Source organism: Flavobacterium gelatinilyticum (assembly GCF_027111295.1).
Taxonomy (GTDB): domain Bacteria; phylum Bacteroidota; class Bacteroidia; order Flavobacteriales; family Flavobacteriaceae; genus Flavobacterium; species Flavobacterium gelatinilyticum.
This window is the reverse complement of sequence record NZ_CP114287.1, coordinates 1,669,706-1,692,094: the sequence shown is the minus strand read 5'-3', so window position 1 is coordinate 1,692,094 and position 22,389 is coordinate 1,669,706. Positions and strand designations below refer to the sequence as shown.

The window sequence follows — 22,389 nt, the reverse complement described above, 5'->3', positions numbered from 1 at the left end:
CGTTAAAAAATAACAAAATATTCATATTCATTTAGATAACTGAATATCTAATTCATTACCTTTGTTTTGCAAAAAATATGCAATTAAATGCAAAATTAACGCAATTCATCGAAATGAAGACGAGATTCACTTTGATGTTTTTGAGATTCTTTTTTTAAAATAGAACTCTCATTTTGTTTAAAATCAGTAAATTAAATTTGTTTAAGTTATAAAGGTTTATCTTTATAGTATAAACAACATTATCTAAAAGAATAAAAAACTATATCATGTTAAAAAGTAAAATAGACAAAGCCACAGGTTTTGAAAAACGCTTCGAAAACATCAATACTGTTGTTTTTGAAAATTCAACCGAAGCGTCAAAATCAGTTGCTCAGGAAATCGCGGCTTTAATTCAGTCAAAACAAAAAGAGAACAAACCTTGTATTTTAGGTTTGGCAACTGGTTCTTCTCCAAAAGGATTGTATGCTGAACTAGTGCGTCTGCATAAAGAAGAAGGTTTGAGTTTTAAGAATGTAATCAGTTTTAATCTGGATGAATATTATCCGATGGAACCCAATTCAATCAACAGTTACGTTCGCTTTATGAAAGAACTTTTGTTTGATCACGTTGATATTTTACCGGAAAACTACCATGTTCCTGACGGGCTTTTAACAAAAGAACAAATCGCAGATTACTGTCATGATTATGAAGCTAAAATTGAAGCTTTGGGCGGTATCGATCTTCAGATTCTGGGAATTGGAGGAAACGGACATATTGGTTTTAATGAGTCTGGTTCGCTTCAAAACTCAAAAACAAGATTGGTTGCTTTAGATCATATCACGAGAGTGGCGGCAAGCAAAGATTTCTACGGATTAAACAATACACCAAGAACTGCGATCACGCTTGGAGTTAAAAAAATCATGGAAGCCAAAAGAGTAATTTTATTGGCTTGGGGAGAAGGAAAAGCAAGTATCGTAAAACGATCAGTTGAAGATGAAGTAACAAACAGAGTTCCTGCTTCTTTTTTGCAGGAACACGATAATGCTGTTTTTATTTTAGATAAAGAAGCATCTTCAAAACTAACCAGAATTAACAAACCGTGGTTGGTAGAGAAAATTGTCTGGACAGATAAACTGACAAGAAAAGCCGTTTTAGGTTTGGCATTAGATCTTAAAAAACCAATTTTAATGCTTACCGATGCCGATTACATCGAAAACGGAATGAGCGATTTATTGGCAGATTCAGGTCCTGCTTACGATATCAATATCAAAATATTCAATAAACTTCAAAATACAATTACGGGCTGGCCGGGCGGAAAACCAAATGCGGATGATACAAATCGTCCGGAAAGAGCAGAACCGGCTAAAAAACGCGTATTGCTTTTTAGTCCGCATCCAGATGATGATATTATCAGTATGGGAGGAACATTCATGCGTCTGCAGGAGCAGGGGCATGAAGTGCACGTGGCGTATCAGACTTCAGGAAACATTGCTGTAGCCGATGATGAAGCACTTCGTTTTGCAAGATTTGTGATTGATTACAATGAAAAATTCGGCATCAAAAGTGAAGAAGCTGATACGATTTACCAAAAAGCACAGACCTTTTTAGTGAATAAAAAGAACAGCGAAATTGATATTCCGGAAGTTCGTTATATAAAAGGACTAATCAGAAAAGGTGAGGCAAGAGCAACAAGTCATTTTGTGGGTCTGCCGGATAATCAGATTCATTTTATGGAACTGCCTTTTTATGAAACGGGAACAATTGAGAAAAAACCAATCGGTCCTGAAGATATTCAGCTGACAATGGATTTGATCGAAAAAATTAAACCGCACCAAATTTACGCTGCAGGAGATTTAGCCGATCCGCACGGAACGCATAAAGTATGTCTGGATGCTATTTTTGAAGCAGTTAAAAATCTGAAACCAAAAGAATTCATGAACGACTGCTGGTTATGGTTATACCGTGGTGCATGGCAGGAATGGGGAATTGATGAAGTGGAAATGGCAGTGCCAATGAGCCCGGATCAGGTTTTACAAAAACGTCACGGAATCTTCAAACACCAGTCACAAAAAGACGGAGTGGTTTTCCAGGGAACCGATTCAAGAGAATTCTGGCAGAGAGCAGAAGATAGAAACCGCGAAACAGCAGAATTGTACCACCAATTAGGTTTGGCGACTTATGCGGCTATGGAAGCATTTGTAAGATGGCATTATTAGTCTCAATTTGCAGTGTTCAATTTTTAGTGCTCAGTGTGCTGACTTAACTATAAACTGCGACTGAAAAATTAATATATAATTGAAGCAGGATGAAAGATCTATTCTTTTTCCTGCTTCTTTTTTTTATTAGAATCTAAGTTGCTGAGATACTGGGATTCTAATTTTTTAATCTTTGAGAATACTTTTAATCTGTGTCAAAAAGAAAAATAAGTAATAGTTTTGCATGCAATCAAAGTAAGCGAGAAAATCTATTAAGTTTTTCATCTTGCTTCTTTCTTCTCAAAAAAAATGGATCAGGATAAAAAACAACTCATAAAATTAGCCCACACCAAAATGCCTTTCGGAAAATACGAAGGACGATATTTAATTGATCTTCCGGAGTATTATGTCGTTTGGTATCATAACAAAGGTTTTCCAAAAGGAGAACTAGGGCAACAGCTACAGCTTATTTATGAATTGAAACTGAATGGATTAGAAGAGTTGATCAGAAATATTAAAAAGCAGTATCCTAAACCTTAAAAAAAGTCTTAGTTTAGCATCAGAAAATTTAACCCAGTAAGGGTATATATTCTCTAAACTAACAATTAAAATCTAAATGAATAATAAAACAGATTCTTCAAATGAAGGGCTGAGCTGGGGAGTAGCATCATTGGTATTTGGGATAGTAGCAGTTCTTTTTTCAATTATTCCCTGCGTTGGGTTTTTTGCATTAATTTTAGATTTGCCGGCCCTGATTTTTGCTGTTATTGGTTTGTCAAAAGCAAAGAAGAATAATTCGCCTAAAGGCTTGGCAATAGCGGGTTTGATATTGGGTATTATTGCGTCAATTTTTATTGCGATTAATATGTTTTTATTATTAGGTTTTGGAATTTTAGCATCTTGGGATTAGAAGATTCATACAACATTGGTTCGTATAAAAAAATCAATTTTATTTTTGCGATAATAATTGTTGGAATTTTTATTTATTGTTACTTCTCGATTTTCTTAAATTTTGGATTTCGATCAGCCTGCGAAGGAATGCCTCTGCAGTACTGTAAAAGCCGTGGGCTCACGCGCGCTTTTTCGCAGATTCTCCTTTTTAATTTTCAGCAGGCTTTAATATTAAATCCTTACAGTATAAAGATTTTTTTATTTTTTCTTCTTCAGTTTTCTGCCCGTTTGATAATCAATAAAATCATTCAAATTTCAAATTTTAAAATAATATTGAAACTTGATATTGTGTTAAGCGCTGCTTTCTTTCTCTTTTCATTTTACAATCTGATATATGGATTTTGATGTTGTAAAATAAGTTCTCATAACGCAGAACAGCAGAAATTAAACCTGTTGAATTAATTGTTAAAGTGAAGTTGAAATTTTAAAAACAGATTTTAAAATTATTAGGTTTGTAAATTATAAGCTGCGGATTTTTAATAAAAAACCTAAAAAACTTTCATTTTATACAGATAGAATTTAAAACCTGCATTTAAATTGGAAGAAGTCTGAAAATTTGAAAAATTATCTCATTCCTGAATAGAGAAATTGTCTAATTAAATTTGTACTTTTGCCAAGTTTTTTACACAACTACTTACAAACAACAACAGAATGAATCAAACAAAATATATTTTTGTTACAGGAGGTGTGACCTCTTCATTAGGAAAAGGGATTATCGCGGCATCTTTGGCAAAATTGTTACAAGGAAGAGGATACCGCACGACTATTCAGAAATTTGATCCGTATATTAACGTTGATCCGGGGACATTAAACCCGTATGAGCACGGAGAATGTTACGTGACAGATGATGGTGCAGAAACAGATTTGGATTTAGGGCATTATGAGCGTTTCTTAAACGTTCCTACTTCTCAGGCTAATAACGTTACTACAGGAAGAGTCTATCTTTCGGTTATTGAGAAAGAAAGAAGAGGGGAGTTTTTAGGAAAAACGGTTCAGGTTGTTCCTCATATTACAAACGAGATCAAAGACAGAATGCAATTACTTGGTAAATCAGGTGATTATGATATTGTTATTACTGAAATTGGAGGTACTGTTGGTGATATTGAATCTTTACCTTATATTGAATCTGTTCGTCAGTTAGTTTGGGAGTTAGGTGAAAATAACGGAATTGTTATTCATTTAACATTGGTTCCTTATTTGGCTGCAGCGGGAGAGTTAAAAACAAAACCAACACAGCACTCTGTTAAAACGTTAATGGAAAGCGGTATTAAAGCCGATATTTTAGTGTGTAGAACTGAGCACGAATTGTCTCAGGAATTACGCCAGAAATTAGCTTTATTCTGTAATGTTAAAAAAGAAGCCGTTATTCAGTCAATTGACGCTTCTACGATATATGAAGTTCCAAATTTAATGCTTGAAGAAGGATTAGATGTTGTGGCTTTAAAGAAATTAGATCTTCCTAAAAAAGCATCTCCGGATCTTAAAAACTGGAATACTTTCTTAAAAAGATTAAAAAGTCCAAAACAAACGGTAAACATTGGTTTAGTTGGGAAATATGTAGAAATGCAGGATTGTTACAAATCTATTTTAGAGGCGTTTATTCATGCAGGAGCTGCAAACGAAACGAAAGTAAATGTTATTTCTATTCACTCAGAACACATCAATGCTGAGAATGTTGAGGAAAAATTAGGATCTCTTGACGGGGTTTTAGTTGCTCCTGGTTTTGGAGAAAGAGGTATTGAAGGAAAAATTGAAGCGGTTCGTTTTGTACGTGAAAATAATATTCCGTTTTTCGGAATTTGTTTAGGAATGCAGATGTCCGTAATCGAATATTCTCGTAATATTTTAGGTTATGCCGAAGCAAATTCAACAGAGATGAACGAGAAAACGCCTCATCCGGTTGTGAATTTAATGGAAGAACAGAAAAACGTAACCGATAAAGGAGGAACAATGCGTTTAGGTGCCTGGAAATGTGATATCAAACCAAACACACTGGCACACAGAATTTACGGAGAAAAAACAATCTCTGAGCGCCACCGCCACCGTTACGAATACAATAATAAATATGCTGACGAATTACAAAAAGCAGGTTTAAAAGCGTCTGGAGTAAACCCGGATACAGGATTGGTAGAAATTGTAGAATTAGAGAATCACCCATTCTTTATTGGAGTACAATACCATCCGGAATACAAAAGTACGGTAGCGAATCCGCACCCAATTTTTGTAAACTTTGTAGCTGCAGCTGTAAACGCTCATAAAAAATAGTAATTAATATTCTGCGGAGGTTGTAACTTTTAAGCTAAACACATAACTAACTTCTAACGAATAACTTTTTTAAATAAATAATGGAAGAAAAAAAATTAGACCTTAATTCGATCATTGGTTTTGTATTGATATTCGGAATTTTGATTTGGATTATGTACCAAAATCAGCCTTCTGAAAAAGAAATAGCTGCTGAAAAAGCCAAGAAAGAATTAGTAGCTAAACAAGAAGCTCAGGCAAAAGCTGATAAAACAAAAACTGCTGCATTACCCGTTGCTGCAACTCCGGGAGACACAGTTCAGTTAGCCCAATTGCAAAAAACATTAGGTGGTTTCGCGTATTCTGCGACACTTCCTTCTGCAAAAGAGTCTTTTACAACTATCGAAAACGAAAAAATTAAACTTAAAATCGCTAATAAAGGCGGTCATATAGTTGAAGCGACTTTAAAAGAATACGAAAAATTCAGAAAAGGTTCAGGACAATTAGTTGAGTTAATTAAAAACAACAACTCTAGTTTAAATATTCAGTTACAAACTACTGATAACAGAACATTAAATTCTAAAGATTTATTTTTTGAGCCAACATTAGAGAAAGTTGGTGCAGATCAGGTTTTGTCTATGCGTCTAAAAGCGGGTGCAAATGAATTTTTAGAATATAAATACATTTTAAAACCAAACGATTATTTAGTTGGTTTTGATATTCGTTCTCAGGGATTAAGCAGGGTTTTAAATGCTGCTAAACCATTAGATTTACAATGGGATTTAAAAACGTACAGAAACGAGAAAAGTATTTCTTATGAGAACCGTTATGCAGAAATTTATTATGAGCACGAAGATGGTAAAATAAATTATGCAGGTTTAGGAAAGCATGAAGAAGAGACAGTTGAAAAAGTAAGTTTTATTGCTTACAAACAGCATTTCTTTACTTCTATTTTAGTTACAGAGAAGCCTTTCGCTTCAACTAAATTAGAATCGATTAATTTAGTTAATGATGAAAAAGTTGATACTGTTTTTACAAAACAATTTAAATCGAATATTCCTTTAGCATTTTCTAACGGAGAAATTGATTATAAAATGCAATGGTATTTTGGGCCTGCAGATTATAAATTACTAAAAACGTATGATAAAAACTTCCAAAAAATTATTCCGTTAGGATGGGGTATTTTTGGATGGATCAATAAATTAATATTTGTTCCTTTATTCGGGTTCCTAAGTTCTACAATGGGATTATCATTAGGAATTGCGATTATTATCTTTACGATTATTATCAAATTGGCCATGTCGCCAATTACCTATAAGTCATTCCTGTCTCAGGCTAAAATGAAAGTTTTAAGACCTGATATTGCAGAGTTGGGAGAAAAATTCAAAAAAGACCCAATGAAAAAACAACAGGAAACTATGAAACTGTACAACAAAGCAGGAGTAAACCCAATGGCAGGATGTATTCCGGCATTGATTCAGCTTCCTTTTATGTATGCGTCGTTCCAGTTTTTCCCTGCTGCTTTTGAATTAAGACAAAAAGGATTCCTTTGGGCAGACGATTTATCATCATTTGACTCTGTTGTTAAACTTCCTTTTAATATTCCGTTGTACGGAGATCATATTAGTTTGTTCCCAATTTTGGCAGCAATTGCGATTTTCTTCTACATGAAAATGACTTCAGGAGATCAGCAGATGGCAGCGCCTCAGCAGGAAGGTATGCCGGATATGGCGAAGATGATGAAAATCATGATTTATGTTTCACCATTAATGATGTTAATTTTCTTCAACAGCTACGGCGCAGGATTGAGTTTATACAACTTTATTTCAAACTTAATCACAATTGGAATTATGTTTGTAATTAAAAATTATATTGTAGATAGTGAAAAAATTCACGCTCAGATTCAGGAAAACAAGCAAAGAGAGCCTAAAAAGCCAAGCAAATTCCAACAGCGTCTTCAGGAAGTGATGGAACAGCAGGAAGCAGCTAAAAAAGCTCAGAATAAAAAGAAATAAAAACTTAAAAAAAATCTCGATTTATCGGGATTTTTTTTTGAAAGTAACGATGCTTTCAAAAAGTAAATCAAAAATTTTATCTTTGAGAATATAGAATATACTTTCTGAAACTAATTATCGTTTAAGTTTAAAATTAAATAAAAGATGATTTCTAAAAGAATACTAATTGGATTGGCATTACTGAATGTCTTCTTTTTACATGCTCAGAATGAGTTTAATAAATTAGATGCCGACGGAAAAAAAGATGGTGTCTGGAAAGGTGTTTACGAATCGAAACGTCCGAGATATGAAGGAACATTCAGCCACGGAAAAGAAACCGGAATCTTTAAGTTCTTCGATGATACTCAAAAAGGAGATGTAATAGCGACACGTGATTTTACAGCTAATGATGGAAGTTCATATACTATTTTTTACGATCAGGCCAAAAATAAAGTAAGCGAAGGAAAAGAGGTTGGAAAAGTGAGAGAAGGAGAGTGGAAATACTATCATAAGGCTTCTAAAGTTTTGATGAGTTCAGAGAACTATAAAAACGGTAAACTCGACGGTCCCAAAACAGTTTACTATCCTAATGCGAAAGTGGCGGAAGAAATGACGTACGTAAACGGTTCGAAAGAAGGAATTTATAAAAAGATAGGTCAGAACGGAACAATGCTGGAACAGACAACTTATAAGAACAATGAATATAACGGCGATGCTGTTTTTTATGATTCGGATGGTGCTGTAGCTTCGAAGGGAAAGTTTGTAAACGGAAAAAAAGCCGGAATGTGGCAGTTTTATACCAAAGGTAAATTAACGAAGGAGGTAAACATGAGCGACCCGAAAAGCAATTACCAAGCCGATTCTAAGCCTAAAAATAAATAGACAGTATTTTATCAGGAATAATTTTCAGCTGCGAATTCACGAATTTTTTATATAAAAATAAATTCGTGAATTCGTGGCTGATTTTTTTTAATTTTGAATTTGTTAAAACTTTGATTCAATGGATTTAAACGAACTTACTGGACGATTTTTACTGTTGTTTTTTTCGATTTTGGTTTTGTATTTTTTCTCGAACAGGAAAGATAATGAAACCATAAATCCGTTGATGGTAATTGTAGGCCTTTGTACGTTTTCGCTTTGTTATTTGTTTACCAAAATCGAAATTGGTGCAGGTATTGGGTTTGGTTTATTTGCGATATTTTCGATTCTGAGATTCCGTACACAATCTTTTACAGTAAATGCCATTATTTTTCTTTTTGCCACGATCACACTTTCTATTCTGGATATCATGTATCCTTTTGAAAAAATAGAATTACTGTTGTTTTTTCAGATTATTATTATCGGCTTTTATATTGCGGCTTCAATTATTGTAAACAAGAAAGCATCAAAGTATTTAAACGCAGTCGATGTAAAAATACCACTTACAGGAGATTTTTCTCTAGATCATAAAAACATTCGAAAAACCATTCAGGAAAAGATCAATATTAAAGATTTTGAGTTTAAAATCGTTTTGGTTAATACCGTTTCCAACGAAATTGATTTGCTGGTTTTTTATTAATCATTAAACGGACGAACCTGCTTGATATACAAATCCCGATTTTCTCCTACGATCTTAAACTCTATGTCAACAGGATGAAACGCGTTTTTTCTCCAATAGCGGTACATTTTTTCTTCTATTTTACTGCTGACCATAAACAGACGGCTCATTTCTTTTCGGCTTAAAAGCGGTTCGTTGTTATTAAGGTTTGAATTAGAAGTATAATCTATCTCAAAGTCATCATCATTTGTTCCTGAGTTGAAATGATACGCTACGAATTGCTCGCAGATTTCGCCTTTTTCGGGTTTTACGACTGAGTTTTCTCCTTTTTGTACATTAACCGTAATTCCGGGGAAATTCTTCCTAAATATATTCTTTGTAATAATCACGCCGTTTGCCAGTTCATCAGGAAAAGAGCGATGGACTAAAACGCCCATTGCAATATTATGCTGGTCGATTCCGTATACTTCTCTTTCGTTATAAGAAGCCTCATTCCAGACACTTGCCCAGACTTGTTTGATGGCCTTTTCAAAAGTTTTGATGCTGTCGCCCAAAATTCCGGTTTTAGAATCATATAAACCGGCGCCGTTAAAATCATCTAAATCTTCGGCATTTGTAGAAGATCGAAACCTGAAATTTTTGAATTGGGCATTTTTTAAAGCCAGATTCAATTTTGAAAGTAATACCGGATCAACAGGTTCTTTTTTAATAGCATCACGAATTTTCTTGAGTTGATTGTTGATCCAGACAGTTGAATCTTTTTTAGGAAAAGCCAGCAGTTCATTTATTAAAGGAGAAATGGACTCTCTCTGAATATGTTTTGTATAATAATAAAAAGGAATGGCATGTGCGTTTTCCGGAACCTTAAACGAAATTTCTTTTGAAACAGCAATTAGATACGCCATATTCTGGGCTTTGGATCCGATGTAATTAACGCCTTTTTTAGGTATTTTTGATAAATCAATCAAGTCAGTAACAGCATTGTCGATCGTTAGTTTTTTCTTTTTGGAATTCGTTTTCAGCACAATTTTTTTATTGCTTTCTTTTATGAAAAAAGTATCAGCTTCAATTTTTAATTCGACTTTTTTAGAAAGCAGCCGGCTTATATTTTTGTCCTGAAGAGCCTGCGTATACGCCATTATCGGAATTTTTCTGTTTTTTCCTAAAAGCACCAAATGACTTAACGGTGTCTGAAGTTCGTTTACGATAATACCACGAACATTTGGCAGTACATCAGGCGTTCCGTCCAAAATGACAATTTCATCAGGATTTGGTTTTGTTTTTTCTAAATCCTTGATTTTATATTGTTTTAGGATTCCAACATTACTTCCTCCGGCGACTTCCTGATATTTGATTTCGTTAAAAATATAATCTGATTTTACACACGGAATTTTAAATTTGCCTTCCCGATACCATTCCATCTGTTCCGGATTATTCAGGTAAAACTTCAAATTATCACCAGTAAAAGTAGATTTTTTAACCAGATAGAAAAAACGTTCAATCAGAGGGATAGGCATATGATCTGAGGCAGCCAGTTCGAAAATCCATTTATCAGTTCCTTTAATGTGATTGAGGTTTCCAAGCAGAAAATCACGATTTTTTTCTGTATTGCTGTAATTCTCGTTATTAAAAACTTCTAAATCATCATTGTAATACAAGTAATTGGTAACAAAATCAAAGTGAAGCGGAATCAGTGTGCTATTGAAGTAATACATTTTCTGTTTTCGCAGATCATAAATTACTTTTACAGATTCTATATTCGAAAATTTATCAGATAAAGGTTTGCCTCTAAAGGCTTTATAGGCTTCGTAATCAGTAAGCGAAGAAGAGTGTCTTTGCGCATTTAAAGACACGAACGCAAAAAATAAAAAGAAAATGCAGATGTATTTTTTCATGACACTCTATTGGAAGATTAAAAGTAAGTATTTAAATCATAAGTTTTATCTACCGCAGGATTATATAAACTAATTAAAACCAGTTAGATTTTCTAAAATATGACGTACCTTTGCACCCTTATAAAATTAAAGATTTCTAAAAAATGAAACGAGTAGTAGTTGGTCTTTCCGGAGGAGTAGATTCTAGTGTTGCCGCTTATTTATTGCAGCAGCAGGGATACGAAGTTATCGGGCTTTTTATGAAAAACTGGCACGATGATTCTGTTACTATTTCTAACGAATGTCCTTGGTTAGAAGATAGTAACGATGCTTTATTGGTAGCTGAAAAACTTGGTATACCGTTTCAGACTGTTGATTTAAGCGAAGAATACAAAGAAAAAATCGTGGATTATATGTTCAACGAATACGAAAAAGGAAGAACTCCAAATCCTGACGTGCTTTGTAACCGCGAAATCAAATTTGATGTTTTTATGAAAATTGCTTTAAGTCTTGGTGCCGATTATGTGGCGACAGGACATTACTGCCAAAAAAGCGAAATTGAAGTTGACGGTAAAACAGTTTATCAGCTTATTGCCGGAAATGATGTCAACAAAGATCAATCGTACTTTTTATGTCAGTTATCGCAGGAACAATTGTCAAAAGCCTTATTTCCGATTGGTGCTTTAACAAAACCGGAAGTACGCGAAATTGCGGCTGAAATGGAGCTGGTAACTGCTGAAAAGAAAGATTCTCAGGGATTATGTTTTATTGGAAAAGTTCGTTTACCGGAATTTTTGCAGCAAAAACTACAGCCAAAAGAAGGTAAAATTGTTCAGATAGATAAAAATGACCCCATTTACAATCACGAAATTCCGTCTGGATTATCATTAGAAGAAGAATTGAAAATTGAGGCACAAAAACTGGAATATCTGCCGTCGATGGGTAAAGTAGTGGGAAAACATCAGGGAGCACATTATTTTACAAACGGACAAAGAAAAGGCCTTAATGTTGGAGGAACAACAGATCCGTTGTTTGTAATTGCTACAGATGTCGATACCAATACAATTTATACCGGCTTATCAAGCAATCATCCCGGATTGTTTAAAAAAGCATTATTTGTTGGAAATTCAGAGATTCACTGGGTTCGCAGTGATATGGCTTTGAAACCTGGAGAAACAATGGAAGTAATGGCAAGAATCCGTTACCGCCAGCCTTTACAGAAAGCAGTTTTATATCAGTTTGAAGACGGAATGTATCTTCGTTTTGAAGAGCCTCAGTCAGCCATTACAGAAGGCCAATTTGCAGCCTGGTATTTACAAAATGAATTAGTTGGTTCGGGAGTAATTTCTTAGCTTTATACTTTTTTACAAAGGATTTCCTTTTAAAAAGAGTATCTATGAAACACACCTTTACTTTTCTTTTAGTATTGTTTTCTACAATTGTATTTTCTCAGCAGGAAGATGCCTGGGTTTATTTTACAGGAAAACCAAATTCACAGAATTTTTTCGATAATCCGCTGCAGACACTTTCGCAAAGAGCATTAGACCGGCGTATTAACCAAAATATAGCTTTGGATATTACAGACGCTCCGGTAGAAACTACATATTTAGATCAGGTGAAAAGCAGCACCGGAATTACGGTTCTGGCGCAGTCTAAATGGCTTAATGCACTTCATATTAGAGGAACTCAAAGCAATATTACGGCTCTTAAATCATTTACTTTTGTAGATAAAATTGTTTTTGCTGACAGAACTTTAAATAGTACTGCGGCATCAAAAAAAGTTTCAGAAAACACGACTTCTAAAACTAAGAATAAGCTCGAAACTACAATAGATTTTGCTTACGGAGATTCCGGTAACCAAATCAGGATGATGAACGGACAGGTTTTGCATCAGCAGAATTTTACCGGTTCCGGAAAAATAATTGCCGTTTTAGATGCCGGTTTTCCCGGAGTAAATACAGCACAGCCTTTTCAGAGATTACGAGATAATAATCTCATTTTGGGCGGTTACGATTTTGTAAACAGAAGCAGTAATTTTTACACCGGAGACAATCACGGAACTTTAGTTCTATCTACAATGGGCGGTTACGAAGAAAATGCTCTGGTAGGAACTGCACCTGATGCTTCGTATTATTTGTTTATTACTGAAAACGATGCTTCTGAAAACCCAGTTGAAGAATCCTATTGGGTTGAAGCTGCAGAACAAGCCGATGCTTTTGGGGTTGATATAATTACAAGTTCATTGGGTTATTTTGAGTTTGATAATCCCAATTATACCCATTTGTACAGCGATATGAATGGTGTAACCAATTTTATTTCGCGTGGTGCCGAAATAGCTTTCAGTAAAGGAATTTTGGTTTTGGCTTCTGCCGGAAACGAGGGCAACACTGCCGAAAAACATATTGGCGGTCCAGCCGATGCAGCTTCGGTTATTACAGTTGGTTCTGTAAATAGTACCAGAACCAGAGCATCTTCGAGTTCTATAGGCCCAAGTTTTGATAACAGGATCAAACCTGATGTTATGGCACAGGGAGTTTCTGACGTTGTTTCAAATGAAAGCGGTACTATTACAACAGCAAGCGGTACTTCATTTTCCTGCCCGGTTATGGCTGGAATGACAGCTTGTTTGTGGCAGGCTTTTCCATCAAAAACCAATAAAGAAATCAGGCAGATGATTCTGCAGTCAGCAGACAGATATAGTACTCCGGATAATAATTATGGTTACGGTATACCCAATTTTGGATCTACATTAGGAACAGAAACTTTCTTTTCAACTCCTGATTTTTCAGTTTATCCAAATCCAGTTCAGAACGATATATCATTCTTTTTTGCAAATGATACAGCTTTGGTTTCTATTTATTCGGTTTTAGGACAAAAACTAATCGAAAAACAAGTAACAAATCAAAATCCGGTTCTTTCTGTTTCGGACTTAACAAGTGGTATTTACTTTTATACTTTTGAAAGTGAAGGTGTTCGCAAGACCGGAAAAATAATCAAACAATAAGAATTTTTAATGAACAGAATAACACAACTTTTCAATATACAATATCCAATTATTCAGGGAGGAATGATTTGGAACAGCGGTTATAAACTGGCATCTGCCGTAAGCAATTCCGGAGGTTTGGGATTAATTGGTGCAGGATCAATGTATCCGAATGTTTTAAGAGAACATATTCAGAAATGCAAAAAAGCGACTGATAAGCCATTTGGAGTTAATATCCCGATGTTGTATCCCAATATCGAAGAAATCATGCAGATTGTGGTGGAAGAAGGCGTGAAAATCGTTTTTACTTCGGCAGGAAACCCAAAAACATGGACTTCATTTTTAAAAGAAAAAGGAATTACCGTAGTTCATGTGGTCAGCAGCAGTGTTTTTGCCTTAAAAGCTCAGGAAGCAGGCGTTGACGCTATTGTGGCAGAAGGTTTTGAAGCTGGCGGACATAACGGACGTGATGAAACCACAACCTTAACCCTGATTCCTATGGTTAAAGAAAAAATCACGATCCCGATTATAGCAGCCGGAGGCATTGCAACCGGAAGGGGAATGCTTGCTGCGATGGTTCTGGGTGCTGACGGAGTTCAGGTTGGAAGCCGTTTTGCAGCATCAATAGAATCATCTTCTCATAATAATTTTAAGGAGACAATAGTTGCTTTAAAGGAAGGAGATACACAATTGACTCTAAAAGAGCTGGCTCCTGTGCGTCTGGTGAAGAATAAATTTTATAACGACGTTCAGGATTTGTATGCAAAATCTCCGTCTAAAGAAGATTTAATACAGCTTTTAGGAAGAGGCAGGGCAAAAAAAGGAATGTTTGAGGGAGATTTAGAAGAAGGAGAACTAGAAATAGGGCAGATTGCCGGAATAATTCATGAAATTTTACCGGTTGAGCAAATTATTCAACAAATGATTGCCGATTTTAGAAAAGCCTGCCAAGAAAAGGCTACATTTGAGTTTTAATTATCTGCAAGAAATATTTATGAATTCTTTACGCACCTGTATATTACTATTATTCCTTTGTTTTGGAATGCAGCAAGTTCAAAGTCAGACTTATCATTTTAAAACTTCAGGATTTAGTGTGCTGGAAAAAAATGAAAGAGGCAAATGGGGACAATGGTCTAATCTTGATCTGGTAAATCTTTCGGTAATTCTCGATACTAATAAACACAGGATTGTAGTATACTCTCAGGAAATTCAGTTATACAATATTCTGGACTATATAGAGAGAGAAGAAAACGATACTGATATTGTCTATTCGTTTATGTGCAAAGACAACAACGGAAAAGAGTGCAAACTCTCCATTATTACCCGAAAAATGCAGGACTACCGCAAACAGCTTTATATAAACTATGATAATTACATTATAGTTTATAATATAATTATGGTTTAATAAAATAAACCCGGCACGTTTCAAAAACATGTCGGGTTTAATTTTTATTTCAGATCCTTATCGCTTTAATTTAAGATTCTTCTATATCCTTAATAAACTCATCATACTCTAAATAGAACATTTCCAGAGCATGCATTTTTTCATTGAAGAAATCAAAAATAGTATCCCAGTTATTTCTGTTACTGAAACCAACACCCAGTTTTTCAACCCAGATCCGGCTGATGGTTTTACCGCTTTCTAAAGTGTAGTTTTTTTCGAAAACCAGGTCTTTGATAAATTCCTCTTCAAGAATACTCTTTAAAGCTTCTAGTTTTTCAAAATAAGCATTTCGTTTTTCATCACTTCGGTGTTCAATATCAATTAAAACCTGTGCTTTTTTATTATCTACATAAAACTTAAAAGAGAAATCTTTTATTTTGGTATCATAAAGAACCCATTTTCTTGGATATTTTTCTGCAAAAGCTACCCAAAACTCCCTTTTCATTCTTTGTGATTCTTCTCTGCTGTACATTTTTATGGCTTTATTTTAGAAAACTTGTAGAACCGCATTTTCTAGAGTATATTTATATTTTAATTGAAAGTACAAAAATAAACTTTGAATATGGATTTTCAAGATTTTTTGCAATATGTTCCTAATTTAATTCCAGTTGAACTTCCGGCAGGGCTGTCGCACGTAAAAATGGCTCCAAAAGAACGTATTCAGGCTTTAAAAGATTTAGATATCAATTCAAGAAATCCCAGAATTGCCGCAGTAATGATGCTGTTTTATCCCAAAAACGAAAAAACACATCTTATTTTGATTGTCAGAAATGCTTATAACGGAGTTCATTCTTCGCAGATTGCCTTTCCCGGTGGTAAATATGAAATCTCAGATTTTGATTTTAAAGACACTGCTTTGCGGGAAACAAACGAAGAAATTGGTGTTATTCCTGAAAAAATAGAAGTCATAAAACAGTTTACACCCATGTATATTCCGCCGAGTAATTTTTTGGTGCATCCTTTTTTAGGAATTGCCAAAGAAGAACTTTCATTTTATCCTGATGTAAGGGAAGTAGCAGACATTATTGAACTGCCATTATCTGTTTTTCTCGATGATGAGATAATTATCGAATCTACGTTGTCAACTTCTTATGGAAATGACATTCTGGTTCCGGCATTCAGTATTCAGAATCATATCGTCTGGGGCGCTACAGCCATGATTTTAAGCGAGCTGAGAGATGTATTAAAACTTACTTTTGAACAAAAATTATAAATTTATAAAATTAACAATTTGATAATCATTGTGATAATGATTTATTGCAGAGATTGTATAAAAGTATTGCTAAACGAATAAATTTTGTATGTTTGCGACTCAACTAAAAATGTAAAAACAACGTTATGGGATTGTTTAAACGAAATCCTTTTGGACATATATTATTCATCAAGAAATGGTTAATCCGAATTCTGGGAGCCATGACCCACCGAAGATATAGGGGGTTTAATGATTTACAGATTGACGGATCTGAAATTATTAAAACACTCCCGGACCGTAATGTATTGTTTATATCAAATCATCAGACTTATTTTGCTGATGTAGTGGCGATGTTTCATGTGTTTAACGCAAGTTTAAGCGGACGTCAGGATACTATTAAGAATATTGGTTATCTATGGCAGCCTAAGATGAATATTTACTATGTAGCAGCCAAAGAAACCATGCAGGCAGGACTGCTGCCAAGAATTCTGGCTTATGTAGGCGCTATTACCGTAGAAAGAACCTGGCGTGCAAAAGGGGTTGATGTAACCGAAAAACGCGAAGTAAATCCAAATGATACCGAAAATATCCGAATTGCACTCGAAGACGGCTGGGTGATCACATTTCCGCAGGGAACTACAAAATCGTTTAAACCCGTGCGTAAAGGAACAGCACATATTATTAAACAGCATAAACCAATCGTAATTCCTATCGTTATAGACGGTTTCCGACGTTCTTTTGATAAAAAAGGGCTTCGTATGAAAAAGAAAAATATTCTTCAGTCTTTCATAATTAAAGAACCTCTTGATATTGATTATGAAAACGATACAATCGAAGAAATTGTAGAAAAAGTAGAATACGCAATTGAGCAGCATCCATCATTCTTAAAAGTAATTCCGGCCGAAGAACTAAAAGCTCAGGAAGAACTGAACAAAATGAGACAATGGGATTATTAATTATTTTAGTTTTTTTGTTTCAGGTTTAAAGTTTAAACCTTCGTTACTTTGTTGTTTTTGTCAGTTAATAAAAAACGGCACCTTAAAAATCAATCTTCTTCAACTCCTTATAATTCGCATATAACCTTCTTAAAAGCGTTCCGTAAATAAGTCTGTAGAAACACCAGAACATCCCGAAGAAACCAAGAATCACAAGAATCAAAATTCCAATTGTGGCGAGCATTGCTTTGCCGTTTAAGGCTAATTTTTCTCTTAAAAATGCCATATCCGGATTGTAGACAAAAGCAATAAAGAAGCTTAAAATCGAGGTAACTACAATCATTCCCAAATTATACCAAACGTAATACTGAACCGTTTTTCGGGTTCTTAAAATGGCGCTCATTAAAGATCGGGTAGCAACAGTAGTTGAAATTGTAGTATAGTTTTTATAGAAAATAAAGACAAAAATCAATCCGGCTAAATAATTTAAATACGTCAAATATTCAAGCGTAACCGTAATTTCAGGATGATTTATTTTGCGTAAAACATCATCGGTATTGATAAATAAATTTGAAAAAGTCCAAAATGAAATTTCCAGAATACTGATAATCAAAATCCATTTTACAATAGAAGATGATTTTTTGTGAATCATTCTGTAGATTTCTGTTTCAGAAATTTGCTGAAAAGAATCCGAGTTCTTTTTCCAGTCTTTTTTTAGTAAATCCAGTTCTTTCATAATAATTTTTAAGGATTTAGTATTTTTTTAAGCTTGCCTTTAATTCTGTTCATCTTCACGCGCGCATTCACCTCACTGATTCCTAGGGTTTCGGCTATTTCCTGATAATCTTTATCTTCTAAATACATAAAAACTAATGCCTTTTCGATGTCGTTGAGCTGATAAACGGCTTTATACATCAATTTTATTTGTTCTTCCTCTTCATAGTTGTAATCAACATCTTTTACAAAATGCTGATGACTTTCATAATCTACGGTAGATATGGTTCTTTTGGTTTTTCGGTATAGTGTAATGGCTGTGTTCAAAGCAACACGATACGTCCAGGTAGAGAACTTACTGTCGCCTCTAAATTTTGGATAAGCTTTCCAGAGCTGAATGGTAATTTCCTGAAACAAATCTTTGTGAGCATCTTCGCCGGCAGTATATAATCTACAAATCTTGTGGATTATATTCTGATTTGCCTGCAGCTGCGCAACAAATGACTGTTCTAGATTTTCGCTCATAAAAGTATTAGTAGTGTTGAACTAATTTTTGTTACAACGAAATTTAAATTTTCCCGATAAAATTATAAATCTTTCCCTTTGTAATAATTCACCATAAGATCAATAAACTTGCTGTAGCTTTCCATACCATCTTTTTGATTGTTGGTTTTAAGAAAACTGTCATATAAAAAGTGAAAACCTTTGTCAATAAAGGTGTCGTATTTTTTCCAGAAGTCCTGACTTTCCTGATAATTTTTCAAAATACCGGTGTTTATCTGTTTCTTTAGCTGATCAAAAACCTTCTCGTTTTTAGCTTTCCAGATTCCCAGGCAATACCGCAGCGTAAAACTGTAACCGGAATATTGAAAATACAAATTGTTGTTTTTTACAGATGCCAGCACACCTATAAAATTACATTCGCTTTCGCTGGCAAAACCAATCTGATGTGCCATTTCATGTGCGCTTGTCATTGGAAAATTGTACATCGGGAGTAAATCATTAACCTGCGCTTCGTTGGTAAAAGGATTTAAATAACCGCCAAATCCCATGTAAGTTAAAGGAACGCTGAACAATGATTTTTTGATGCTTAAAATTTCATATTTAAAATACGGATGCTCTTGTGTTAAATTGTTGTATCCGTTTAAATTCATTTTGAAAACTTCTTTTTGGTTATAAGGAAGAACCACTTTTGCACTGTCGTTTTTTGTGATTTTCAATTGAATTTCATTAGTCTTTACAATTAGTTTTTTTGTAAAAGCAAGTAATTCAGCATCTGTATATTCTCTCTTAATAGTCATTTTTTGAAAGAGAGGCTCGCGATAATAATTGAAAGCCCAAAGCAGATGAAATAAAAAATAGAAAACAGAAATTTTTCCCGTTATCTTTAAAAGATGATCTCTCCAGTCTGCTTTCCATGTCTTGCGGATTTTCCAAAACCAGCTTATAATAGAAAGAATCAAAAAGGCATAAATACAATCGCCGACAGAAAACGGAATTTTGCCTAAAATATTTCTTGAAAAATGAGAAATTCTGATATAAAGATTATTGCTGTAAAAGCCTTCGACAAAATCTGGAAAAAACGGAAGTATTTTATAAAAAATGATCTGAACTAAAAGAAATAAAGGCAGGATATATTTTCGTTTCACGGATGTTGTGTTTTTTTATAAAAATAATAATTTAATATATGTATCTGTTATTTTTATAAATTATTATTGAATGATAGGATGTAAACCATATAGATAGTAATATTTTTTTTGTATCGTCAGGCACAATTCATCGGTAGACTATAATTAATGCTTATTCGTGAAATTTGCGGCGAAAAAGAACTGAAACTTTGTAACTTTGGCATTCTTAATTGTTAAACTTCAAACAAAATATAAATGAGTCAAGAAGTAAGAAATCTGGAACCAAAAGCACTTTGGAACAAATTCGCAGATTTAAATGCCGTTCCGCGTCCGTCTAAAAAAGAAGAGCGTGTTATCGAGTTTATGAAAAGCTTTGGTAACAGTCTGGGATTAGAAACTTTTGAAGATGAAATCAGAAACGTAATCATCAGAAAACCGGCAACTCCGGGAATGGAAAACCGCAAACCAATTGTAATGCAGGGACACCTTGATATGGTGCATCAAAAAAATGCGGATACTGTTTTTGATTTCGACACTCAGGGAATCGACATGTATGTTGATGGTGACTGGGTTCGTGCAAGAGGTACGACATTAGGCGCTGACAATGGGTTAGGAGTAGCCACAATTATGGCAATTCTGGAAAGTAAAGACATTCCGCATCCGGCGATCGAAGCTTTGTTTACAGTTGATGAAGAAACCGGAATGACCGGTGCATTAAACCTTAAAGGAGGAATTTTGCAAGGTCAGATACTTTTGAATTTAGATACAGAAGAAGATGATGAAATCGATATTGGATGTGCCGGAGGAATCGACGTAACTGCAACTAGAAACTATCATGAGGAAGAAGTTCCGGAAGGTTCTGTTGGTTACACCATTACGGTGAAAGGCTTAAATGGAGGACATTCAGGAATGGATATTCATAAAGGTTTAGGAAATGCCAATAAAATCATGAACCGTTTGTTATTTGACGGATTTGAAAACTTTGGTTTGCAGATTGCAGAAATTAATGGAGGAAGCCTTAGAAATGCTATTCCAAGAGAAAGCAAAGCGACAGTAATCATTTCTCAGATGTTTGATGAAGCGTATGTATATGATATGCAGGAAATAATTACTGATATCAAAGCTGAATATAAAACAACAGAGCCAAACCTTTCTATAGAAATCGTAAAAACAGATTTACCTGAAAAAGTAATGGATTTAGGAGTTCAGGAAGGTATTATCAGAGCGATTTATGCTGCTCATAATGGAGTTTACAGAATGAGTGCTGATATGGCTGATTTGGTAGAGACTTCTAACAATATTGCAAGAGTTGTTATTAAAGACGGCGAAATTTTAGTGGGATGCTTAACCCGTTCTTCTGTTGAGTCTTCAAAATTTGATTTAGCAAATTCACTTCGTTCTGCATTTGAATTGGTTGGATGTGAAGTAGAGCTTTCAGGTTCTTATCCGGGATGGACACCAAATGTAAATTCTGAAATACTGGAAGTTTTAAAAGAGATCTACGAAAAACAAAATGGTGAACAGCCAAAAGTAGTGGCTTGTCACGCAGGTTTAGAATGCGGAATTTTAGGAACAAATTATCCTGATATGGATATGATTTCTTTTGGACCAACTATTCACGGAGCGCACTCTCCAGACGAAAGAGCAAGTATTTCATCTGCTCAAAAATACTGGAAATTCGTATTGGAAATTCTTTCTAATATACCGGCTAAATAGTTTTCTGTTTTCTGTCTCGGTGTTCAGTCTCTGGTCGGGATAAAAAGCTTAAAAATTAGTACATAAAATATAAAAAGGGAAGTAATCATTGCAGATTGCTTCCCTTTTTTATTTATAGATTAGGGTCACTAAAAACGGACCACTGAGACTGAGTGCTAATTTCTCTTAAGTACTTTATATTGTTCGTAACAGCCGCTTATGGCATCTAAAATCTGTAAGTCGTTTGCAGTTTGTATAAAAGCATCAGAATAACTGCATCGCTGTAAAATATCTGGTATTTCATCTTTACTTATTCCTAAAAGCACTGCTATGGTTTCGCGATCATATTTGGTTTCTAAGAGATTCCTGATTGTATCGTCTTTTTTCATGTCTTTAAGCTTTTTAAGCTCTTTTCCATTTTTTCCAAAAAAATTATACAGCATATCTGCAGGATTAAAAATAGAACCCAGTACTTTTCCGAAAGCGTTTGGAGAATATTCACCGGCCTCATAACCTTGTGTAAGACCTGAGATACTGTAGCGGTAGTTTTCTTTGGTTGGAATTAATTTTGAATCGATTTCAAGATAGCCTGTAAGGCTGAAAGGAGCAATAATTACCTCTTCAAGTGCAATCGCTTTTTCAGTAAGCTGAATTCGGGTTACTTTATTTTTTATCCAGTCATTTGTTACTCTGATTCTAAGTGACTGAAACCCCAGTAAAGAAAAATGAATAGTATCATTGACCTGTACATCAATTTCAAAATATCCTTTTGAATCTGATTTTGCACCACGTACTTTGTTGGTGTTAATGATATTTACGTTTGGAAGAGGCTGTTTACTATCATCGTTTATGATGTAACCGGAAACTCTTTGCGGAGTAAGAGACTCAGTGTCTTGTGCAAAAGTAATGGCGGTGAATAGTAAAAAAAATAAAACTGCGAAATATTTCATATCCTGATTTAAAGCACTAAAAGTAGTAAATCAAGATTAAATATTTCGCAGTCTGTGAATATAATTATAAGAAAATT

The 22,389-nt window shown here is 34.5% G+C and carries 20 protein-coding genes; 14 read left to right on the top strand and 6 right to left on the bottom strand.

The annotated features are described in order from the left end of the window. The first annotated feature begins 266 nt into the window (after positions 1-266). From nagB to OZP11_RS07230, 7 genes are all read left to right on the top strand, one after another. A complete protein-coding gene (nagB, locus tag OZP11_RS07260) occupies positions 267-2,195 on the top strand; it encodes a glucosamine-6-phosphate deaminase (protein ID WP_281234556.1) in 1,929 nt (642 codons plus the stop codon). Between the two features lie 288 nt (positions 2,196-2,483). Further along, complete coding sequence (locus tag OZP11_RS07255) at positions 2,484-2,714, top strand: DUF3820 family protein (protein WP_111286778.1); 231 nt, start codon at positions 2,484-2,486, stop codon at positions 2,712-2,714. Positions 2,715-2,790: 76 nt separating this feature from the next. Beyond that, positions 2,791-3,084, top strand: a complete 294-nt coding sequence (locus tag OZP11_RS07250; protein ID WP_281234555.1) for a DUF4190 domain-containing protein — start codon at positions 2,791-2,793, stop codon at positions 3,082-3,084. Between the two features lie 692 nt (positions 3,085-3,776). Beyond that, a complete protein-coding gene (pyrG, locus tag OZP11_RS07245) occupies positions 3,777-5,390 on the top strand; it encodes a CTP synthase (RefSeq protein WP_281234554.1) in 1,614 nt (537 codons plus the stop codon). An 80-nt stretch (positions 5,391-5,470) separates the two neighbouring features. Next, complete coding sequence (yidC, locus tag OZP11_RS07240; protein ID WP_281234553.1) at positions 5,471-7,381, top strand: membrane protein insertase YidC; 1,911 nt, start codon at positions 5,471-5,473, stop codon at positions 7,379-7,381. Positions 7,382-7,525: 144 nt separating this feature from the next. Next, positions 7,526-8,242, top strand: a complete 717-nt coding sequence (locus OZP11_RS07235; protein WP_281234552.1) for a toxin-antitoxin system YwqK family antitoxin — start codon at positions 7,526-7,528, stop codon at positions 8,240-8,242. A 118-nt stretch (positions 8,243-8,360) separates the two neighbouring features. Then, complete coding sequence (locus OZP11_RS07230; RefSeq protein ID WP_281234551.1) at positions 8,361-8,918, top strand: DUF4956 domain-containing protein; 558 nt, start codon at positions 8,361-8,363, stop codon at positions 8,916-8,918. Here OZP11_RS07230 and OZP11_RS07225 read toward each other — a convergent pair. Then, a complete protein-coding gene (locus OZP11_RS07225; protein ID WP_281234550.1) occupies positions 8,915-10,792 on the bottom strand; it encodes a PEP/pyruvate-binding domain-containing protein in 1,878 nt (625 codons plus the stop codon). The genes OZP11_RS07230 and OZP11_RS07225 overlap by 4 nt on opposite strands. Positions 10,793-10,935: 143 nt before the next feature. On the opposite strand from OZP11_RS07225, the gene mnmA reads away from it, so the two are divergent. From mnmA to OZP11_RS07205, 4 genes are read left to right on the top strand one after another with little or no spacing between them, the layout of a single operon-like run. Further along, entirely contained in the window at positions 10,936-12,123 is a 1,188-nt protein-coding gene (gene mnmA, locus OZP11_RS07220; RefSeq protein ID WP_281234549.1) for a tRNA 2-thiouridine(34) synthase MnmA, read from the top strand. 44 nt (positions 12,124-12,167) lie between these two features. After that, on the top strand, positions 12,168-13,775 hold the full coding sequence (locus tag OZP11_RS07215; RefSeq protein ID WP_281234548.1) for a S8 family serine peptidase: 1,608 nt from the start codon (positions 12,168-12,170) through the stop codon (positions 13,773-13,775). 9 nt (positions 13,776-13,784) lie between these two features. Next, a complete protein-coding gene (locus tag OZP11_RS07210) occupies positions 13,785-14,729 on the top strand; it encodes an NAD(P)H-dependent flavin oxidoreductase (RefSeq protein WP_281234547.1) in 945 nt (314 codons plus the stop codon). 19 nt (positions 14,730-14,748) lie between these two features. Next, positions 14,749-15,159, top strand: coding sequence for a hypothetical protein (locus OZP11_RS07205; RefSeq protein WP_281234546.1), 411 nt, complete (start codon positions 14,749-14,751; stop codon positions 15,157-15,159). A 70-nt stretch (positions 15,160-15,229) separates the two neighbouring features. On the opposite strand, the gene OZP11_RS07200 is transcribed toward OZP11_RS07205, so the two are convergent. After that, positions 15,230-15,670 (bottom strand): DUF4268 domain-containing protein, encoded by a 441-nt coding sequence (locus OZP11_RS07200; RefSeq protein ID WP_281234545.1) that lies wholly within the window; start codon positions 15,668-15,670, stop codon positions 15,230-15,232. Positions 15,671-15,760: 90 nt separating this feature from the next. Between OZP11_RS07200 and OZP11_RS07195 the strand changes: the two genes are divergently transcribed. Then, positions 15,761-16,411: an NUDIX hydrolase gene (locus OZP11_RS07195; RefSeq protein ID WP_281234544.1), complete on the top strand. Its 651-nt coding sequence runs from the start codon at positions 15,761-15,763 to the stop codon at positions 16,409-16,411. 125 nt (positions 16,412-16,536) lie between these two features. Then, positions 16,537-17,346 (top strand): lysophospholipid acyltransferase family protein, encoded by an 810-nt coding sequence (locus OZP11_RS07190; RefSeq protein ID WP_281234543.1) that lies wholly within the window; start codon positions 16,537-16,539, stop codon positions 17,344-17,346. An 82-nt stretch (positions 17,347-17,428) separates the two neighbouring features. Here OZP11_RS07190 and OZP11_RS07185 read toward each other — a convergent pair whose 3' ends face one another. The 3 genes from OZP11_RS07185 to OZP11_RS07175 all read right to left on the bottom strand — a co-directional run bounded on the left by OZP11_RS07185 (position 17,429) and on the right by OZP11_RS07175 (position 19,688). After that, entirely contained in the window at positions 17,429-18,061 is a 633-nt protein-coding gene (locus OZP11_RS07185; RefSeq protein WP_281234542.1) for a DUF8845 family protein, read from the bottom strand. An 8-nt stretch (positions 18,062-18,069) separates the two neighbouring features. Further along, complete coding sequence (locus tag OZP11_RS07180; RefSeq protein ID WP_007810116.1) at positions 18,070-18,564, bottom strand: RNA polymerase sigma factor; 495 nt, start codon at positions 18,562-18,564, stop codon at positions 18,070-18,072. 62 nt (positions 18,565-18,626) lie between these two features. Then, positions 18,627-19,688 carry a DUF3810 domain-containing protein gene (locus tag OZP11_RS07175; protein ID WP_281234541.1) on the bottom strand — a complete coding sequence of 354 codons (1,062 nt, stop codon included), beginning with the start codon at positions 19,686-19,688 and terminating at the stop codon, positions 18,627-18,629. Positions 19,689-19,922: 234 nt separating this feature from the next. On the opposite strand from OZP11_RS07175, the gene OZP11_RS07170 reads away from it, so the two are divergent. Continuing rightward, a complete protein-coding gene (locus OZP11_RS07170; RefSeq protein WP_281234540.1) occupies positions 19,923-21,383 on the top strand; it encodes an aminoacyl-histidine dipeptidase in 1,461 nt (486 codons plus the stop codon). A gap of 155 nt (positions 21,384-21,538) precedes the next feature. On the opposite strand, the gene fjbamP4 is transcribed toward OZP11_RS07170, so the two are convergent. After that, entirely contained in the window at positions 21,539-22,312 is a 774-nt protein-coding gene (fjbamP4, locus tag OZP11_RS07165) for a protein BamP4 (RefSeq protein ID WP_281234539.1), read from the bottom strand. Positions 22,313-22,389: the final 77 nt, after the last annotated feature.

Coding starts and splice junctions, on each gene's coding strand:
- OZP11_RS07230 (WP_281234551.1), top strand. CDS start 8,361: ATGGATTTAAACGAACTTACTGGACGATTTTTACTGTTGTTTTTTTCG.
- OZP11_RS07235 (WP_281234552.1), top strand. CDS start 7,526: ATGATTTCTAAAAGAATACTAATTGGATTGGCATTACTGAATGTCTTC.
- OZP11_RS07190 (WP_281234543.1), top strand. CDS start 16,537: ATGGGATTGTTTAAACGAAATCCTTTTGGACATATATTATTCATCAAG.
- OZP11_RS07210 (WP_281234547.1), top strand. CDS start 13,785: ATGAACAGAATAACACAACTTTTCAATATACAATATCCAATTATTCAG.
- OZP11_RS07185 (WP_281234542.1), bottom strand. CDS start 18,061: ATGAAAGAACTGGATTTACTAAAAAAAGACTGGAAAAAGAACTCGGAT.
- OZP11_RS07225 (WP_281234550.1), bottom strand. CDS start 10,792: ATGAAAAAATACATCTGCATTTTCTTTTTATTTTTTGCGTTCGTGTCT.
- yidC (WP_281234553.1), top strand. CDS start 5,471: ATGGAAGAAAAAAAATTAGACCTTAATTCGATCATTGGTTTTGTATTG.
- OZP11_RS07255 (WP_111286778.1), top strand. CDS start 2,484: ATGGATCAGGATAAAAAACAACTCATAAAATTAGCCCACACCAAAATG.
- OZP11_RS07250 (WP_281234555.1), top strand. CDS start 2,791: ATGAATAATAAAACAGATTCTTCAAATGAAGGGCTGAGCTGGGGAGTA.
- OZP11_RS07170 (WP_281234540.1), top strand. CDS start 19,923: ATGAGTCAAGAAGTAAGAAATCTGGAACCAAAAGCACTTTGGAACAAA.
- pyrG (WP_281234554.1), top strand. CDS start 3,777: ATGAATCAAACAAAATATATTTTTGTTACAGGAGGTGTGACCTCTTCA.
- fjbamP4 (WP_281234539.1), bottom strand. CDS start 22,312: ATGAAATATTTCGCAGTTTTATTTTTTTTACTATTCACCGCCATTACT.
- OZP11_RS07205 (WP_281234546.1), top strand. CDS start 14,749: ATGAATTCTTTACGCACCTGTATATTACTATTATTCCTTTGTTTTGGA.
- OZP11_RS07180 (WP_007810116.1), bottom strand. CDS start 18,564: ATGAGCGAAAATCTAGAACAGTCATTTGTTGCGCAGCTGCAGGCAAAT.
- OZP11_RS07200 (WP_281234545.1), bottom strand. CDS start 15,670: ATGTACAGCAGAGAAGAATCACAAAGAATGAAAAGGGAGTTTTGGGTA.
- OZP11_RS07215 (WP_281234548.1), top strand. CDS start 12,168: ATGAAACACACCTTTACTTTTCTTTTAGTATTGTTTTCTACAATTGTA.
- OZP11_RS07195 (WP_281234544.1), top strand. CDS start 15,761: ATGGATTTTCAAGATTTTTTGCAATATGTTCCTAATTTAATTCCAGTT.
- nagB (WP_281234556.1), top strand. CDS start 267: ATGTTAAAAAGTAAAATAGACAAAGCCACAGGTTTTGAAAAACGCTTC.
- mnmA (WP_281234549.1), top strand. CDS start 10,936: ATGAAACGAGTAGTAGTTGGTCTTTCCGGAGGAGTAGATTCTAGTGTT.